Consider the following 18,359-nt stretch of genomic DNA (forward strand, 5'->3'; position numbering starts at 1 on the left):
TAAAAGAACAATAGGCGTCGTGATATATCTTGGCAATAGGAAGGGGGAGTGCATATGGTAGACGTCGAATGCCGTGCCGAACTGGTTCTGCGGGACGCTGACGGCCGGGAAACCAGTCTCAGCGCGGTTGTGCCGCTTTTGCAACTGGTCGCACAGACGGGCAGCATCGCGAATGCCGCGAGCGCTAAGGGTTTGTCCTACCGGCACGCGTGGGGTCTGTTGCGGGAAATCGAGGCGCGTCTGGGCGGCGCGCTCATCACCAAATCGCGCGGGCGCGGCTCGGTGCTGTCGGAGCTGGGCGAGTCGGTGCTGCGCGCGCAGCGCGTCTGCGGCGACCGGCTTGAAGCGCCGTTGCAGGCGGTGGCGAACGATGTCGCGATGGAGTTGAACCGGCGCCTCGCGGGCGGCGTGACGCAAGTGCGGATACACGCGTCGCACGGCTATGCGGTTGCCACGCTCGTGCGCGCGCTCGGCGATCAGCGCGTGCCGGTCGACATCAAGTATCGCGAGAGTGCGGAAGCCGTGAGTGCGCTCGCGCGCGGCGAGTGCGAACTGGCGGGCTTCCATTTGCCGATCGGCGAATTCCGTTCGACGTGCGCGGATATCTATCGGCCGTATCTGGACCAGAACAAACATCAGCTGATCCGGCTCACGCGCCGTACACAAGGGCTGTTTCTGCCGAAAGGCAATCCGAAGCAGATCTCCGGTCTGCGCGATCTCGCGCGCAGCGACGTGCGTTTCGTCAACCGCCAGCCGGGCTCGGGTACGCGCATGCTGCTCGATCTGTCGTTGCGGCGCGTAGGTGTCGATCCGGACCAGATCAACGGCTATGCGACCACCGAACTCACGCATTCGGCGATCGCCGCGTTCGTCGCGAGCGGCATGGCCGATCTCGGCTTCGGCGTACAGCCGGCCGCGCAGCATTTCGCGCTCGATTTCATTCCGATCATCGACGAGGACTATTTCTTTGCGTGCGAGCGCGCGCGGCTCGAAGAAGCGCGGCTCGCCTCCGTGTTGCGCATTCTGCGCAGCGAGGGCTTCACGGACAGCGTCGCTCATCTCGAAGGCTATGATCCGGCGCGTTGCGGGACGCTCGTCGATATCGACGAAGGATTGCGTGGCTGAAGTGAGCGCGTGGTGAAAACCGGAAACGCGCGGTAAGAGGACGGCGCGGCGATAGGACTGTCATCGGCGGCGAATTGGGTTAACCTAACGGTTTGCTGTCGACCTCACTGCTCTGAGCGCGTTCCCTTCGCGCGATATACCGCCATGAAACTCTCGTTGCTTGCCTGTTCTTCCGCCGCGCTCGTCGCTGGCGCGATGTACCTGATTCCCGTCGCCTTCGCCCAGAATTCGCCGGGCATGCCGGGTGGGGTGCTGCAGGACGAATTCCGCTTCAACCAGCATCCGCAGATGCAGTTCGCGGCCTCGGCGCCTTCGGACAAGTATCAGGACGGAAAGTCCGCGATGCGCCGTCGCGGCGACAACGGCGATCCCAACGGCTGCAATCTGAAGTGCCCGAAAGACGGCACGAACTGAGTGCGACGCTGGTAAAAAAAGACCTCGCCCGAGGCGAGGTCAAAGTACTTGGAATGGCACGTTGATCCGCTGCTAACAGCCAACGGGTCAAGGTGCAAGACCAGAATAGAACCGCACCGGTCCTTCGAAAATAGGACTTTTCTGAGTAATATTGTCGAAGCGTGGGCTGCGGTTGCCCGCACGCAGAACGGTTGATAAATGACAACTGGCAACGGCATTAGGACCGGTCCGATACGAACCATGCCTTCGGAAGCCTATTCTCTCGGGCGTAGTGGAGGTCGTCTCTGTCCTCGCTACGTCTCTCAAGGATGTTTGCCCCGCCTCGTGCGGGGTTTTTTTCGTCTGCCGCGTCCCGAAGAAAAAACCCGCGATGCTTGCGCAATCGCGGGTTTTGACCGGGGGTAATTTTGGTGGAGGCGGCGGGAATCGAACCCGCGTCCAGAAGCGCTCTACGAACAGTTCTACATACTTAGTTCTGTCATTTGATTTAACCCCAACGACGCGGACGAACACGCTGCGTTAAGGCGATTCACTAAATTTTCGACTTTGGCGTCGTGACGCCGCAAAAGCTTATCTGACGTATATGACCTCTCGTGGCATTGCTACCCTAACCCGTCAGCGAATTAGTGAGAGGACGGCGGCCCTTAGGCTGCCAGTGCGAACGTATCGTCGTTTGCAGTTACGTTTTTCCCATTGATTAACGAGGTGACGGGTCCTCGGTATGCCCTGACCGCTTCACAACCCCTGTCGAAACCAGGTCGCCCCCAAGCAGAACGGAAATTATCCCACGAAAAACCATCTGAGGCGAACGGCGCGGTTTTCGGGGCGCCGCACTCGCCGCGTTCGCGCCATTTACGCGATGTCGCGCAGCAGGTTCTGCAACTCTTCCGGCGAATCGACTACGTGATTCGCGTGCCAGCGGCGCGGCGGAATGTCGTCGCCGCAGTAGCCGTAGGCGGCCGCCACGGTGATCATGCCCGCCGCGAAGCCGGCTTGCACGTCGCGCAGATCGTCGCCGACGTAGACGATGCGTTCGGGCGCGACATCCAGCAGCTCGGCCGCATGCAGCAGCGGCGCAGGATGAGGTTTCGAATGCGGCGTGGTGTCGCCGCAGACGAGGCACCCGGCGCGCGTATCGAGCCCCAGCAAGCCGACGAGCGGCGCAGCGAAACGCGTCACCTTGTTCGTCACGATGCCCCAGCGCACGCCGCGCGCATCGAGCTGATCGAGAATCTCGGTGATGCCCGGAAAGAGCGTGGTTTCGATACAGAGATCGGCCTCGTAGTTGGCGAGGAATTCATCGCGCATCGATGCGAAGTCGTGATGCTCAGGCCCGATCTCGAACGCCCCGCCGAGCAGCCCGCGCGCGCCCGCCGACGCATACGGCCGCAACGTTTCGAGCGGACGCATTTCGAGACCACGGTCGTGCCGCATCTTGTTCACCGCGGCGACGAGATCGGGCGCGGTATCCGCGATGGTGCCGTCGAGGTCGAACAGCACGGCCTGACACAACCCGAGGCCGTCGCCTTCGGTAAGGCGCTGGGGCAGGGGAGTCGTCTCTTCCGGAAGAGGTTTGGTGTCGATGGTGCCCGTGGACAGGGGATCTTCGTTGATCATGGCGTCAGGCTTCGCGGCGGCAAGCCATCATGTAGTTGATGCTGGAGTCGTTTGACAGGCCGAAGTGCCTGGAGATCGGCCGATAGGTAATGCCCTTGATGTCGACGGGCAGCAGCGAGGCCGCACGCGCGAACGTGGCGAGTTCCGAAGGCTTGATGAAACGCGAATAGTCGTGCGTGCCGCGCGGCAGCATGCGCGCAATGTATTCCGCGCCGATGACAGCGAACAGATAAGCCTTCGCGTTGCGGTTCAACGTCGAAAAGAACACCCAGCCGCCCGGCTTCACGAGCGTGGCGCATGCCGCGACGGTGCCCGCGGGATTCGGCACGTGCTCCAGCATCTCCATGCAGGTGACGACATCGTAGGAACCGGGCTCGCGCGCGGCGAGCGCTTCCGCCGAAATCTCTTCATACGCGACCTCGACACCGCTCTCCAGACTATGCAGATCGGCCACGCCGAGCGCGCTCGACGACAGATCGATGCCCTTCACGTTGGCGCCGCGCGTGGCCATCGACTCGGACAGAATGCCACCACCGCAGCCGATGTCGACGACGCGCTTGGCGCTTAAATGCGCATGCGCGTCGATCCAGTCGAGCCGTACCGGGTTCAGTTCATGCAGCGGCTTGAACTCGGCGTTCGGGTCCCACCAGCGATGCGCGAGCTCGCTGAATTTCTGTAGTTCGTGGGGATCGACGTTGGTCATGTTCGGAAGTGCCTTGTTTGAGTCGTGAATCGATTAGGACCGAGTATATAGGCGCGGCAATGGGCGGGCAAAAGGCGCAATAGCCGAAGCCTACCCGAAATGATGTTTGATTAAACGAATGTCCCAAAAGCTTCAGGCATAAAAAAACCCCCGCCGAAGCGGGGGTTTGATCTGCGGCAATCCAACTCGCGATTACTGCTGCGGCTGACGGGTCGTGCCCACAACTTCGACTTCCACGCGACGATCCGGTGCGAGGCAGGCGATGAGTTGCTTGCGGTTCTTCTGTTGGCAGGTACCCTTCGTGACCGGGTCGCGCTTGCCCTTGCCTTCCGTGTAGATACGGTTGGCTTCGATGCCCTTGCTGACCAGGTAAGCCTTCACAGCTTGCGCACGGCGCAGCGACAGACGGTCGTTGTACTTGTCCGAACCGATGCGGTCGGTGTAACCCGTCGCAACGACGACTTCGAGGTTCAGCGCGCCGATCTTCGATGCGAGATCGTCAAGCTTTTCCTTACCAGCCGGCTTCAGGACAGCCTTGTCGAAGTCGAACAGCGCGTCAGCCTGATAGGTGACCTTCTGGCTCTGGATGACCGGGGGCGGCGGAGCGACCGGTGCCGGCGGCGTCGGTGCTTGCGCGACCAGCGCGCCATCGCACTTCGCGTTTGCCGTAGCCGGGGTCCAGAATGCGTCGCGCCAGCACAGTTCGTTCGTGCCGTTCATCCACACATACTCGCCCGTACCGTTCACCCAGTTATCGTTCACGGCTTGTCGCGAGGCCGGCACGGACTGTGCCGAGGCCGATGCAGCCATAACTGCGGTAGCTGCAATGAACGCGAGCTTTGAAAGTTTATTCATATTTCTCCTCTCGAAATTGAGATTACCGCAGGTTTACTGCGAGCCTGTAGACGAAGACAAGTCATACATTGCTCGAAGTATAACATTCCCCACGGAACAAAACGCGCTGTATAGACTTCGAGCAGTGTCTAAGTTTGTGCGTTGGCATTTTGCCATATCGTTCCCTTGCGACGATAAAAATATCCCCGACCCCGGTACGCCCGCAACCTTATGTGGTGCATGCGCAACAAGAAGGGGACAGGAGATAGTCGGGGCTGCGGAAGGCGCGAAACGTGCGCACATTGCGTGCCCGAGAGCGATTTCCTGCGTGTTTTTATCGCGGGTACTCTTGCGTCTGGCAAAACGACGAGGCGGCATGATAGCCCGCCCAAGTGACGAATTGACGGAATTCGTTCCCCGGTTTTTGTAAGTAATTGGTACGACGTTGCGCATTGCGAATTCCGCGCGCGCATGCTGGTGTCCTGCCGACATGCAACTGTATGTATACAGTGCGCGTTCGGGCGCGAATATCGCGCATGGTAGAATCTCCTGATGTGCTGCGTTCGCAGCGCATAAAAGGCATGCGCTGCATACGCGGCGCGCAGCGTACGTCGGCTACGCGCCGCGCCCGCTTTCGTCGCGCGGCGGGCGAGCCGCGTGAAAATCGCCGCGCGCGCTGCCGTGTCGCCGCTGCAAAGTACAAGACACGGATAATGGATCAATTCGCCAAAGAGACTCTGCCAATCTCCCTCGAGGAGGAAATGCGCCGTTCGTATCTCGATTACGCGATGAGCGTGATCGTCGGGCGCGCGCTTCCCGATGTCCGCGATGGCCTGAAGCCGGTGCATCGTCGGGCGCTCTACTCGATGCACGAGCTGAACAACGACTGGAACCGCGCGTACAAGAAGTCCGCGCGTATCGTCGGCGACGTCATCGGTAAATACCATCCTCACGGCGACGCGTCCGTCTACGAGACGATCGTTCGCATGGCGCAGCCGTTTTCACTGCGCTACATGCTGGTCGACGGCCAGGGCAACTTCGGTTCGGTCGACGGCGACAACGCCGCGGCCATGCGCTACACCGAAATCCGCATGGCGAAGATCGGCCACGAACTGCTGGCTGACATCGACAAGGAAACCGTCGACTTCGGTCCGAACTACGACGGCAGTGAGAACGAGCCGCTCGTTCTGCCGGCCCGCATTCCCAATCTGCTGATCAACGGCTCGGCCGGCATCGCGGTCGGCATGGCGACCAACATCCCGCCGCACAATCTGCGCGAGATCGTCGACGCCTGCCTGCATCTGCTGAATACGCCTGAAGCCACCGTCGACGAACTCATCGAGATCGTGCCCGCGCCGGATTTCCCGACCGCCGGCATCATCTACGGCGTCGCGGGCGTGCGCGACGGCTATCGCACGGGGCGCGGGCGCGTCGTGATGCGCGCGGCCACGCACTTCGAAGAGATCGACCGCGGTCAGCGCATGGCGATCATCGTCGACGAGATTCCGTATCAGGTGAACAAGCGCACGCTGCTCGAGCGCATCGCCGAACTCGTCAACGAGAAGAAGATCGAGGGCATCTCCGACATCCGCGACGAATCCGACAAGAGCGGCATGCGCGTCGTGATCGAGCTGAAGCGCGGCGAAGTGCCGGAAGTCATCCTGAACAATCTGTACAAACAGACGCAGCTTCAGGACACCTTCGGCATGAACATGGTCGCGCTCGTCGACGGCCAGCCGAAGCTGCTGAACCTGAAGGAAATGATCGAGTGCTTCCTGTCGCATCGACGGGAAGTGCTGACGCGGCGCACGGTCTACGAATTGCGCAAGGCGCGCGATCGCGGGCACGTGCTCGAAGGCCTCGCCGTCGCGCTCGCGAACATCGACGAATTCATCGCGATCATCAAGGCCGCGCCGACGCCGCCCATCGCCAAGCAGGAGCTGATGGCGCGTCCGTGGGATTCGTCGCTCGTGCGCGAAATGCTGACGCGCACCGAATCCGAGGCATCGGGCGGGCGCGCAGCCTATCGCCCGGAAGGGCTCAATCCCGCTTACGGTCTCCAGGAAGACGGGCTGTACAAGCTGTCGGACGTCCAGTCGCAGGAAATCCTGCAGATGCGCCTGCAACGCCTGACCGGCCTCGAGCAGGACAAGATCACGAGCGAGTATCGCGAGGTGATGGCGCAGATCGCCGACCTGCTCGACATCCTCGCGCGGCCGGAGCGTATCCGCCAGATCATCGTCGAGGAGCTGGGCCAGATTCGCGCCGAGTTCGGCGACGAGCGCCGCTCGCGCATCGAGATGAACGCGACGGAACTCAACACCGAAGACCTGATCACGCCGCAGGAAATGGTCGTGACCATGTCGCACTCGGGCTACGTGAAGTCGCAGCCGCTTTCCGAGTACCGCGCGCAGAAGCGCGGCGGGCGCGGCAAGCAAGCCACGCAGATGAAGGAAGACGACTGGATCGACACGCTCTTCATCGCGAACACGCACGATCACATGCTGTGCTTCTCGAACCGCGGCCGCGTCTACTGGGTCAAGGTGTACGAAGTGCCGCAGGGCTCGCGCAATTCGCGCGGCCGTCCGATCGTCAACATGTTCCCGTTGCAGGATGGCGAGAAGATCAACGTCGTTCTGCCGATCAAGGAATTCTCGGCCGATAAATACGTGTTCATGACGACCGCGCTCGGCACGGTCAAGAAGACGCCGCTCGAAGCGTTCAGCCGTCCGATGAAGAAGGGCATCATCGCGGTCGGTCTGGATGAGGGCGATTACCTCATCGGCGCCGCGATCACCGACGGCGAGCACGACGTCATGCTGTTCTCGGACGCGGGCAAGGCCGTGCGTTTCGACGAAAACGATGTGCGCGCGATGGGCCGCGAGGCACGCGGCGTGCGTGGCATGCAACTGGAAGACGGGCAGCAGGTCATCGCGATGCTGGTCGCGGGCGGCGAGAACCAGTCGGTGCTCACGGCGACCGAGAACGGTTACGGCAAGCGCACGCCGATCAACGAATACACGCGTCATGGCCGTGGCACGAAGGGCATGATCGCGATCCAGACCTCGGAGCGTAACGGCCGCGTCGTCGCCGCGACGCTCGTCGAGCCCGAGAGCGAGATCATGCTGATCACGACCGCGGGCGTGCTCATCCGCACGCGTGTTTCGGAAATCCGCGAAATGGGCCGTGCAACCCAAGGTGTTACACTCATCAGCCTTGACGAGGGAACGAAGTTGTCGGGACTGCAACATATCGCCGAGGCGGAAGCCGAGGCCGAACTCGAAGGCGACTCGGGTTCGGATGATGCTGCAGACAAGACCGGCGACGCGGAAAATGGTGAAGGCGGAGAGAGCGCCTGATATTTTTTGTGTCGTAAGGCTCTCGTTATCGCTTTTGAAAGCTCGGATTAGTTAAGCTGCGCGACGTGAGTTCGTTGCCGGTGTCGGACAACGGGCAAAAGCTCGTCGCCAGTGCTGAACTGGATATTTTTTACAGGGAGTAATGATGCAAGGACGTTTCAAGCAGTGGATGTTGCTGGCCGCTTTCGTACCGACTTTCGCGATGGCCCAGTCGCTTCAGAACCAGGCGCCCGCACAGTCGGCGCCGGCGCCGGCCGCAGCAGCCCCCGTTGATCCGGCCAAGCAAGCCGCGATCAAGGACCTGCTCGACGCGATCGACGCGCAGAAGCTGGTCGGTGCGATCGGTAACAGCGCGCAGATGCAGTCGAAGCAACTCGTGCCGGCGATCCTCTCGGACGCGCTGTCCGAGAACAAGACGCTGAACGACAAGCAGAAGCAGGCCGCCGTTCCGGCGCTGCAGAAGAACGCCGTGCCGAAGCTGGTGGACTCGGCTGGCCAGGTCTTCGCGACCGACGCATTCCGCAAGGACGCGATGCAGGCTCAGTACGACGCGTACGCAAAGTACTACTCGACCGACGAAATCAAGGATCTGACCAACTTCTACAAGAGCCCGACCGGCCGCAAGTTCATCCAGGTTCAGGACCAGGTTGGCCGCGACGTCGTGAACGGCCTGATGCAGAAGTACATGCCGCAAGCCATCAAGGCGACGCGCACGCAAGCCGACTCGGAAGTGGCGAGCGTCAAGCCGGGCAAGTAAGCACGGCGAGGTCCTGACGAAATTCCGCTGATGGGGCTCAGCGCCCCGTGCATTGGCGGGTTTTCAGGACAGTGCGATAATGGCTGTTTGCGCGCGAGCGCAAGCAGCCATTTCTTTTTCGGGCGCGAAAACGCGGTCTTCGTTTCATCCGCCGTTCGTTCGCGCCTGGCCATTCGGAACTCCGGGATCCCCAGATGCGCGTGTTCAATTTCTCCGCCGGCCCAGCCGCCATGCCAGAAGAAGTCCTGAAGCAGGCAGCCGACGAAATGCTCGACTGGCAAGGCAGCGGTATGAGCGTGATGGAAATGAGCCACCGCGGCGCCGAGTTCATGTCGATTCACGAGGCGGCGCTGACCGACTTGCGTGAGTTGCTGAAGGTGCCCGCATCGCATCGGATTCTTTTTTTGCAGGGCGGCGGCATCGGCGAAAACGCGATCGTGCCGATGAACCTGCTCGGCAAGAAACAAACCGCCGACTTCGTCGTGACCGGTTCCTGGTCGACGAAATCGTTCAAGGAAGCGCAGAAGTACGGCACGCCGCATCTCGCGGCCAACGGCAAGACCGAAGCGGGCTTCACGCGCGTGCCGGCTTTCAGCGAATGGAAGCTGTCGGACGATCCGGCCTACGTGCATCTGTGCAGCAACGAAACCATCGATGGCGTCGAAGCCTTCGAGATTCCCGATCTCGGCGACATTCCGCTCGTCGCCGATGCGTCCTCGCACATCCTTTCTCGCCCGATGGACATCGCCAAGTACGGCGTGCTGTTCGGCGGCGCGCAGAAGAACATCGGCATGGCGGGCGTGACTGTCGTGATCGTGCGCGAGGACCTGCTCGATCGCGCGCTGCCCATTTGTCCGTCCGCGTTCGAATGGAAGACCGTCGCGGAGAACAACTCGATGTACAACACGCCGCCCACCTACGCGATCTACATCGCCGGGCTCGTCTTCAAGTGGCTGAAGCAGCAGGGCGGCCTGGAAGCGATGGAGGCGCGCAATGTCGAAAAGGCCACGCTGCTCTACGACACCATCGATTCCAGCGATTTCTACGTCAACAAGGTCGAGCGCCAGAACCGTTCGCGCATGAACGTGCCGTTCTTCCTCGCCGACGAATCGCGCAACACCGATTTCCTGGCCGGCGCGAAGGCGCGCGGCCTGTTGCAACTGAAGGGCCACAAGTCCGTCGGCGGCATGCGGGCATCGATCTACAACGCGGTGCCGATCGAGGGCGTCAAGGCGCTCGTCGACTACATGAAGGAATTCGAGCGGACGAGCGCTTGAATGCGTTCGCTCCTTTAACCGCAATCGCTCAAGCACCGCATGGACGACGATCTCAATTCAAGACTCAAACCGCTGCGTGAACGCATCGACGTGCTCGACGCACAACTCATCGCGCTGTTGAATCAGCGCGCTTCGGTCGCGCTCGAAGTCGGCGAAGTGAAGAAGCATTTCAACGCGCCGGTGTTTCGCCCCGAGCGCGAGATGCAGGTCATCGCGCGTCTGCAGGAAATGAGTGACGGGCCGCTCGCCGACGAGCACATCGCCTCGATCTGGCGCGAGATCATGGCCGCGAGCCGCGCGCTCGAACAGACCATCAGCGCCGCGTTTCTCGGTCCCGTCGGCACCTACAGCGAACAGGCGATGTTCGAATACTTCGGGCATTCGATTCAGGGCGTGCCGTGCCCGTCGATCGACGAAGTGTTTCGCGCAGTCGAAGCGGGCGCGGCGCAGTACGGCGTCGTGCCGGTCGAAAATTCGGCGGAAGGCGCGGTGTCGCGCACGCTGGATCTGTTGCTGCAAACCTCGCTTCTGATCGGCGGCGAACTCGCGTTGCCGATACATCACAATCTGCTGACCGCATCCGGCACGCTCGATGGCGTGACGCGCGTGTGCGCGCATCCGCAGGCGCTCGCGCAGTGCCAGCGCTGGCTCACCGCGAACGCGCCGCATCTGGAGCGTCAGGCGGTATCGAGCAACGCCGAAGCCGCGCGCATGGCGGTGAGCGATCCGACCGTCGCGGCCATCGCCGGCGACCGCGCGGCCACGCACTACGGCCTCGGCGTGGTGTTCTCGATGATCCAGGACGATCCGCACAATCGCACGCGCTTCGTGATCGTCGGCAAGCAGCCGACCGATTCGAGCGGCCACGATCAGACCTCGCTCATCGTGTCGGTGTCGAACGAGGCGGGCGCCGTGTTCAAGCTGCTGGAACCGCTCGCGAAGCACGGCGTCTCGATGACGCGCTTCGAATCGCGCCCCGCGCGCTCGGGCACGTGGGAGTACTACTTCTATATCGACATCGAAGGCCATCGCGACAACCCGGCCGTCGCCGCCGCGCTGGATGAACTCGGGCGCAAGGCCGCGTTCCTGAAGATTCTCGGTTCGTACCCGCGAGCCCGCTGAGCTTCTCTCGTCGCCGCCGCGTGTTAGCGGCGGTCCGGTTTCCCTGCGTCGGACGACGCGTTTTTATCGATGTCCCGTGGCTGCGTTCTCTTTCAACAAACTGGTTATTTTCGGCGTCGGCCTGATCGGCGGATCGCTCGCGCGCGCGTTGCGTGAACGCGCCGGGCTCGCGGGCCGCGTCGTGGGCGTCGGCCGTTCCGTGAAGTCGGTCGAGCGGGCGCTGGAACTCGGCGTGATCGACGAAGCCGCCGCGCTCGACGACGACCTCGCGCTGTCGAACGCGCTGCGCGACGCCGATATCGTGCTGCTCGCCGCGCCCGTCGCGCAGACCGAGCCGCTGCTTGCGCGCATCGCGCCGTTGCTCGGCGCGCGGACCGTCGTCACGGACGCCGGCAGCACGAAAACCGATGTCGTCGCGGCGGCGAAGCGAACCTTGGGCGCGCGGGTCGCGCAGTTCGTGCCGGGGCATCCGATCGCCGGGCGCGAGTCGAGCGGCGTCGATGCGGCGCTGCCCGATCTCTACGTCGATCGCAACGTCGTACTGTGTCCGCTGCCGGAAAACGCGGCCGACGACGTCGAGCGCGTCGCGTCGATGTGGCGCGCGACCGGCGCATGCGTGCGTCAGATGAGCGAGGCGCAGCACGATCGCGTGTTCGCGTCGGTGAGCCATCTGCCGCATGTGCTCTCGTTCGCGCTCGTCGACCAGATTCTCGCGACGCCCGACGCCGAGCTGAAATTCTCGTTCGCGGCGGGCGGTTTCCGCGATTTCACGCGCATCGCGGCGTCGAGCCCGGAAATGTGGCGCGATATCTGTCTCGCGAACCGCGCCGCGCTGCTCGCCGAACTCGACGATTACACTGCCGTGCTCGCACGCTTTCGCGCGGCGATCGACGCATCGGACGGCGCGGCGCTCGAAGCCGCGTTCGCGCGCTCGCGCGTCGCGCGCAAAGAGTGGCAGGAACGCGGCGGCATCAAGCCGTCCAACGACGTCGCCGCGAAATAAGCTGCAACCCAAGCTGCAACCCAAGCTGTGACCCAAGGAAACACTATGGAACATCTGGATCTCGGACCTTTCTCCCGCGCGTCCGGCACGGTGCGCTTGCCCGGCTCGAAGAGCATTTCGAACCGCGTGCTGCTGCTTGCGGCGCTCGCGAGCGGCGAGACGGCCATCACCAATCTGCTCGATTCCGACGACACGCGCGTGATGATCGCCGCGCTCAAGACGCTCGGCGTCGCGGTGCGCGAGGATGGCGAGCGTCTGATCGTCGGTGGGACGGGCGGCGCGTTTCCGTCGAAAGCGGCGGAGCTCTTTCTCGGCAATGCGGGCACGGCGGTGCGACCGCTGACCGCGGCGCTCGCGGTGAACGGCGGCGAGTATCGCGTGCATGGCGTGCCGCGCATGCACGAGCGGCCGATCGGCGATCTCGTCGACGGCTTGCGGCAGATCGGCGCTGCGATCGACTACGAACTCAACGACGGCTTTCCGCCGCTGAAGATCCACGCTGCGAAGATCGCGATCGACAAGCCGATTCGCGTGCGCGGCGATGTGTCGAGCCAGTTCCTCACCGCGCTCCTGATGAGCCTGCCGGTCGTCGAGGGCCGCAGCGGTCCCGTTACGATCGAGATCGAAGGCGAACTCATCTCGAAGCCGTACATCGACATCACGATCCGCCTGATGGCGCGCTTCGGCGTGACCGTCGAGCGCGACGGCTGGGCGCGCTTCACGATTCCTGCCGGCGCGGGCTACCGTTCGCCGGGCGCGATCATGGTCGAAGGCGACGCGTCGTCGGCGTCGTATTTTCTGGCGGCGGGCGCGATCGGTCACGGGCCGGTGCGCGTGGAAGGCGTCGGACGCGCGAGCATCCAGGGCGATGTCGGTTTCGCCGACGCGCTCAATCGCATGGGCGCGAACGTCATGATGGGCGAGGACTGGATCGAAGTGCGCGGCGTGGAGTCGGACGACGGCAGGCTCGCGCCCATCGACATGGACTTCAACCTGATCCCCGACGCCGCGATGACCATCGCCGTGGCCGCGCTCTTCGCGAGCGGCACGACCACGCTGCGCAATATCGCGAGCTGGCGCGTGAAGGAAACCGACCGCATCGCCGCGATGGCGACCGAGCTGCGCAAGGTCGGTGCGACGGTGGAAGAGGGCGCGGACTATCTCGTCGTGACGCCGCCTGCGAAACTCACGCCGGACGCCGCGATCGACACCTACGACGACCATCGCATGGCGATGTGCTTCTCGCTCGTCAGTCTGGGCGGCGTGCCGGTTCGCATCAACGATCCGAAGTGCGTGAACAAGACTTTCCCCGATTATTTCGATCGGTTCGCGACGCTCGTCAAGGCGTAACTACAGCGGTGTTAGCGTGAAGCGCGATTTCATAGACTTCAATGACAGAAACAACGGGCCGGAACGGCCAGACTCGATGAAACCGACCCGTCCATTCGACCCCACTCCCGTGATCACGATCGATGGGCCGACGGCTTCGGGCAAGGGCACGGTCGCGGCCATCGTCGCGGCGACGCTCGGCTTTCATCTGCTCGACAGCGGCGCGCTCTACCGGCTCGCCGCGCTCGCCAGCATCCGCTACGAGGTGGAGAAAGACGACGCCCCCGGCCTTGCAAAACTGATCGAAGCGCTCCACATCACCTTCCGCGAAGGCTGCGCGCAGCTCGACGGTGTGGACGTCTCGGCCGACATCCGCCAGGAAGCGGTCGGCAACCGCGCCTCCGCGATCGCCGTGCATCCGGCGGTGCGCCAGGCGCTCGTGGCGCGCCAGCGGGCCTTCCGCAAGCGCCCCGGCCTCGTCGCCGACGGCCGCGACATGGGCACAGTCATCTTTCCCGACGCCACGCTGAAGGTATTTCTGACGGCGAGCGCCGAGGCGCGCGCGGCGAGACGGTATAAGCAATTGATGCAAAAAGGTTTTTCTGCTAATATGGATGACTTGCTGCGAGATTTGCGTGCGCGCGACGACCGGGACATGAACCGGAGCACCGCGCCGCTCAAGCCCGCAGCGGGTGCGAAGACGCTGGACACCTCCGGTTTGTCGATCGATCAAGCGGTCGAACAGATCATCGGCTGGTACAGCGCGATTCGCGTGTAAGCGAGCAAGGTGCTTCATCTGCAGATGAAGCGTGTGTTAAACCCTTTAACCCCGTACGGCATTGCGCCTCACCGGTCCATTGTGGACCACCGCGCAAACGGCTGTGCAAATATCGATTTTTATGTCCGACCTGCAAACCTCCACCCCGAATACCGAATCCTTTGCGGCTCTGTTCGAAGAGTCGCTGACCAAGCAGGACATGCGCGCCGGCGAAGTGATCTCCGCCGAAGTCGTGCGTGTCGACCACAACTTCGTGGTCGTCAACGCTGGTCTCAAGTCCGAAGCCTATATTCCGCTCGAAGAATTCCTGAACGACGCGGGTGAAGTGGAAGTGCAGGCGGGCGACTTCGTTTCCGTCGCGATCGACGCGCTGGAAAACGGCTATGGCGACACCATCCTGTCGCGCGACAAGGCGAAGCGCCTCGCTTCGTGGCTGTCGCTGGAAAAGGCGCTCGACAACAACGAGCTCGTGACCGGCACGATCACCGGCAAGGTCAAGGGCGGCATGACCGTGATGGTCAACGGCATCCGCGCGTTCCTGCCGGGTTCGCTCGTCGACACGCGTCCGGTCAAGGACACGACGCCGTACGAAGGCAAGACGCTCGAATTCCGCGTCATCAAGCTCGACCGCAAGCGTAACAACGTGGTGCTGTCGCGCCGCGCCGTGATCGAAGCCACGCAAGGCGAAGAGCGCGCGAAGCTGCTGGAAACGCTGAAGGAAGGCGCGATCGTCGAAGGCGTGGTCAAGAACATCACCGACTACGGCGCGTTCGTGGACCTCGGCGGCATCGACGGCCTGCTGCACATCACCGACATCGCATGGCGTCGTGTGCGTCACCCGTCGGAAGTGCTGTCGGTTGGCCAGGAAGTCACCGCCAAGATCCTCAAGTTCGACCAAGAGAAGAACCGCGTTTCGCTCGGCATCAAGCAACTGGGCGACGATCCGTGGGAAGGCATCTCGCGCCGTTACCCGTCGGGCACGCGCCTGTTCGGCAAGGTCACGAACATCACCGACTACGGCGCATTCGTCGAAGTGGAATCGGGCATCGAAGGCCTGGTCCACGTGTCGGAAATGGACTGGACCAACAAGAACGTTGCGCCGTCGAAGGTCGTTCAGCTCGGTGACGAAGTCGAAGTCATGGTTCTCGAAATCGACGAAGACCGCCGCCGTATCTCCCTCGGCATGAAGCAATGCAAGCCGAATCCGTGGGATGACTTCAGCCGCAACTTCAAGAAGGGCGACAAGATCAGCGGCGCCATCAAGTCGATCACCGACTTCGGCGTGTTCATCGGTCTGCCTGGCGGCATCGACGGTCTGGTTCACCTGTCGGACCTGTCGTGGTCGGAAACCGGCGAAGAAGCTGTCCGCAAGTACAAGAAGGGCGACGAAGTCGAAGCCGTGGTTCTGGGCATCGACGTCGACAAGGAACGCATCTCGCTCGGCATCAAGCAGCTCGAAGGCGATCCGTTCAACAACTTCGTCGCGATCAACGACAAGGGCGCCATCGTCGACGGCGTCGTGAAGTCGGTCGACCCGAAGGGTGCGGTCATCACGCTGTCCGGCGAAGTCGAAGGCTACCTCCGTGCTTCGGAAATCGCGCAAGACCGCGTGGAAGATGCGCGCAATGTGCTGAAGGAAGGCGACAAGGTCAACGCGATGATCATCAACATCGATCGCAAGTCGCGTGGCATCAACCTGTCGATCAAGGCGAAGGATTCGGCCGAACAGCAAGAGGCCATCCGTGGTCTGCAAGCTTCGGATTCGAACGCCGCCGCGACCGGCACGACCAACCTCGGCGCGCTGCTCAAGGCCAAGCTCGACGGCCAGAACAGCTAAGCCCTCAACGGCAAGCTGAAGTATGACCAAATCGGAATTGGTCGCCCAGTTGGCGTCGCGATTTCCGCAACTTGTCCTCAAGGATGCGGATTTCGCGGTGAAGACGATGCTCGATGCGATGTCGGAGGCTTTGGCCAACGGTCACCGCATCGAGATTCGCGGCTTCGGCAGCTTCGGGCTCAACCGTCGTCCGTCGCGCGTCGGGCGCAATCCCAAGTCGGGTGAGAAGGTGCTGGTACCGGAGAAATTCGTGCCGCACTTCAAGCCGGGCAAGGAGTTGCGCGAACGCGTCGACGGCCGTGCGGGCGAGCCGCTGAAGATGTCGAATGACGACGATGCGGACGATCTCTGATCGGCGCGCATCGTCGGCTGGAGGCAATCGACCAGGAAAGCACCCTTCGGGGTGCTTTTTTCATATGCGGCATTTCATGTTCGCGGAGCTGGCGCGACAGGTGCGTTGTTTGCTGAAAATCCACGCGGAGCGCCGGCGGCTGCCTGTGCCCGGAAGCATCAATTACAATACCGGTCACTTTGACCTGGGTGTTCAACCGCGCAGGCCCGGCCGGAATGGAAGGGCCGTCTGATGCAACCGCTCTTGCGAGACCCTACATGAGATTCCTCGTCTGGCTGATCCGCGTTCTGATTTTCGTGCTGCTGCTGGTGCTGGCGCTCGCCAACACGCAGACCGCGACGCTGAACTTTCTCGCAGGCTACGCCTGGACCGCGCCGCTGATTCTGATCGGCCTCGCGTTTTTCGTCGTGGGACTGCTGGCGGGGCTCTTGTCCGGCGTGCCGGCGATGATACGTCTGCGGATGGAAAACGGACGGCTGAAGCGCGAACTGCGCGTCGCGCGCGAGACGCCGGTGGTGAAGGAAGAACCGCCGATGCCGCCGCTCATCTGATATCGAGCGAAAGCAGACACCCAACATTCAACGACAAATCGCATGGATCTAGACTTCTGGTGGCTGCTCGTCATCCCCATCGCCTTCGCGCTGGGATGGATCGCGTCCCGCTATGACCTGAAAACGCTGCTGTCCGAGAATGCGAACCTGCCGCGCTCGTACTTCCGCGGCCTGAATTTTCTGCTGAACGAACAACATGACAAGGCGATCGATGCGTTCATCGAAGTCGCCAAGCTCGATCCCGAAACCATCGAACTGCACTTCGCGCTCGGCAATCTGTTTCGCCGGCGTGGCGAAACCGACCGCGCGATCCGCGTGCATCAGAATCTCCTGAGCCGCGCGGATTTGCCGGTCGCCGAGCGCGATCACGCGCTCTATGAGCTCGGACAGGACTTCCTGAAGGCGGGCCTGCTCGATCGCGCGGAGGAGACGTTCCGTTCGCTCGAAGCGGGCGAGTATTCGCTCGGCGCGCAGCGCGCCTTGCTCACCATCTACGAAATCGAGAAAGACTGGCCGAAGTCGATCGCGACGGCCGAGCAAATCGAAAAGATGGGTGCGCCGTCCCTGCATATGGAGATCGCGCATTTTCATTGCGAGCTCGCGCAGGAAGCGTTGCAGCGCAAGAATCCCGAAGGCGCGCGCGCCGAACTGAAGCTCGCGCTGGCGTCGAACCCGGACAACGTGCGCGCGACGATTCTCGCCGGCGACGTCGAGGCGGCCGCGGGCAACGTCGACGCCGCGATCGCGCACTGGAAGCGCGTCGAGGCGCAGAACGAAGCGTATCTGCCGCTCGTCGCCGAAAAGCTGATGAAGGCGTACGCCGCGCTCGGACGCAAGGACGAAGGCGTCGATCTGCTGATCGATTACGCGACCCGCTATCCGTCGAACGATCTGCTCGATGTCGCGTACAAGCACGTGCAGGAGTTGCGCGGCCTGGACGCGGCGCATGCGCTCGCGCGCAAGCAGATGGAAAGCGCGCCGAATCTCGCGGGCATGACGCGTCTGCTCGAAGCCCAGGAAGCGACCGCCGACGAGCCGCGCCGCGGCGAGCTCGAACTGATGCGTAATCTCGTGAAACAGCGCACCAAGAACCTGCCGCGTTATACGTGTCAAACTTGCGGCTTCCGCGCGCGACTATTCTATTGGCAATGTCCCGGCTGCAGCGGCTGGGAAACATACGCGCCGCGGCGCGTCGAGCCGATCACCAGCTCGGTCTGAACCCGCGCGCGGCAAGCATGAAATCAGGCGGCGCTCGAACGCGCCGCTTCCGCCACCGGCATTTCAGAAACCACCGGAAAGCG

Annotated in this window: 16 protein-coding genes and 1 other RNA gene; 13 read left to right on the forward strand and 4 right to left on the reverse strand. The window is 62.6% G+C overall.

Translation table 11 applies throughout. The features are described from left to right. Positions 1–54: 54 nt before the first annotated feature. Together AWB80_RS36510 and AWB80_RS36515 are read left to right on the forward strand one after the other, a co-directional pair. Entirely contained in the window at positions 55–1,125 is a 1,071-nt protein-coding gene (locus AWB80_RS36510; RefSeq protein ID WP_061179505.1) for a substrate-binding domain-containing protein, read from the forward strand. A gap of 144 nt (positions 1,126–1,269) precedes the next feature. Continuing rightward, positions 1,270–1,539, forward strand: coding sequence for a hypothetical protein (locus AWB80_RS36515; protein ID WP_061179506.1), 270 nt, complete (start codon positions 1,270–1,272; stop codon positions 1,537–1,539). Between the two features lie 408 nt (positions 1,540–1,947). Here AWB80_RS36515 and ssrA read toward each other — a convergent pair. From ssrA to ompA, 4 genes are all read right to left on the reverse strand, one after another. Next, positions 1,948–2,305: a transfer-messenger RNA gene (ssrA, locus tag AWB80_RS36520) on the reverse strand. An 86-nt stretch (positions 2,306–2,391) separates the two neighbouring features. Beyond that, positions 2,392–3,156 carry a phosphoglycolate phosphatase gene (gene gph, locus AWB80_RS36525; RefSeq protein ID WP_061179507.1) on the reverse strand — a complete coding sequence of 255 codons (765 nt, stop codon included), beginning with the start codon at positions 3,154–3,156 and terminating at the stop codon, positions 2,392–2,394. A gap of 4 nt (positions 3,157–3,160) precedes the next feature. After that, positions 3,161–3,859, reverse strand: coding sequence for a bifunctional 2-polyprenyl-6-hydroxyphenol methylase/3-demethylubiquinol 3-O-methyltransferase UbiG (gene ubiG / locus AWB80_RS36530; RefSeq protein WP_061179508.1), 699 nt, complete (start codon positions 3,857–3,859; stop codon positions 3,161–3,163). A gap of 192 nt (positions 3,860–4,051) precedes the next feature. Then, complete coding sequence (gene ompA / locus AWB80_RS36535) at positions 4,052–4,714, reverse strand: outer membrane protein OmpA (RefSeq protein ID WP_044041477.1); 663 nt, start codon at positions 4,712–4,714, stop codon at positions 4,052–4,054. Positions 4,715–5,406: 692 nt separating this feature from the next. Here ompA and gyrA point away from each other — a divergent pair. The 11 genes from gyrA to lapB all read left to right on the forward strand — a co-directional run bounded on the left by gyrA (position 5,407) and on the right by lapB (position 18,276). After that, a complete protein-coding gene (gene gyrA, locus AWB80_RS36540; protein WP_087131871.1) occupies positions 5,407–8,052 on the forward strand; it encodes a DNA gyrase subunit A in 2,646 nt (881 codons plus the stop codon). A gap of 145 nt (positions 8,053–8,197) precedes the next feature. Beyond that, positions 8,198–8,809: a DUF2059 domain-containing protein gene (locus AWB80_RS36545; RefSeq protein WP_061179531.1), complete on the forward strand. Its 612-nt coding sequence runs from the start codon at positions 8,198–8,200 to the stop codon at positions 8,807–8,809. A 194-nt stretch (positions 8,810–9,003) separates the two neighbouring features. After that, positions 9,004–10,086: a 3-phosphoserine/phosphohydroxythreonine transaminase gene (gene serC / locus AWB80_RS36550; RefSeq protein WP_061179510.1), complete on the forward strand. Its 1,083-nt coding sequence runs from the start codon at positions 9,004–9,006 to the stop codon at positions 10,084–10,086. Positions 10,087–10,125: 39 nt separating this feature from the next. Further along, positions 10,126–11,208 carry a prephenate dehydratase gene (gene pheA, locus AWB80_RS36555; protein WP_061179511.1) on the forward strand — a complete coding sequence of 361 codons (1,083 nt, stop codon included), beginning with the start codon at positions 10,126–10,128 and terminating at the stop codon, positions 11,206–11,208. A 76-nt stretch (positions 11,209–11,284) separates the two neighbouring features. Further along, positions 11,285–12,211 (forward strand): prephenate dehydrogenase, encoded by a 927-nt coding sequence (locus AWB80_RS36560; protein WP_061179512.1) that lies wholly within the window; start codon positions 11,285–11,287, stop codon positions 12,209–12,211. Between the two features lie 45 nt (positions 12,212–12,256). Then, positions 12,257–13,561, forward strand: coding sequence for a 3-phosphoshikimate 1-carboxyvinyltransferase (aroA, locus tag AWB80_RS36565; protein WP_061179513.1), 1,305 nt, complete (start codon positions 12,257–12,259; stop codon positions 13,559–13,561). A 76-nt stretch (positions 13,562–13,637) separates the two neighbouring features. Further along, positions 13,638–14,318: a (d)CMP kinase gene (cmk, locus tag AWB80_RS36570; RefSeq protein ID WP_061179514.1), complete on the forward strand. Its 681-nt coding sequence runs from the start codon at positions 13,638–13,640 to the stop codon at positions 14,316–14,318. A 103-nt stretch (positions 14,319–14,421) separates the two neighbouring features. After that, entirely contained in the window at positions 14,422–16,155 is a 1,734-nt protein-coding gene (gene rpsA, locus AWB80_RS36575) for a 30S ribosomal protein S1 (RefSeq protein ID WP_208635735.1), read from the forward strand. Positions 16,156–16,177: 22 nt separating this feature from the next. Beyond that, a complete protein-coding gene (locus AWB80_RS36580; protein WP_061179516.1) occupies positions 16,178–16,507 on the forward strand; it encodes an integration host factor subunit beta in 330 nt (109 codons plus the stop codon). 257 nt (positions 16,508–16,764) lie between these two features. Further along, entirely contained in the window at positions 16,765–17,058 is a 294-nt protein-coding gene (locus AWB80_RS36585) for a LapA family protein (RefSeq protein ID WP_061179517.1), read from the forward strand. Between the two features lie 42 nt (positions 17,059–17,100). Next, positions 17,101–18,276, forward strand: coding sequence for a lipopolysaccharide assembly protein LapB (gene lapB / locus AWB80_RS36590; protein ID WP_061179518.1), 1,176 nt, complete (start codon positions 17,101–17,103; stop codon positions 18,274–18,276). The last annotated feature ends 83 nt before the right edge of the window (positions 18,277–18,359 follow it).

The sequence above is a fragment of the Caballeronia pedi genome (genome assembly GCF_001544915.2).
Taxonomy (GTDB): Bacteria; Pseudomonadota; Gammaproteobacteria; order Burkholderiales; family Burkholderiaceae; genus Caballeronia; species Caballeronia pedi.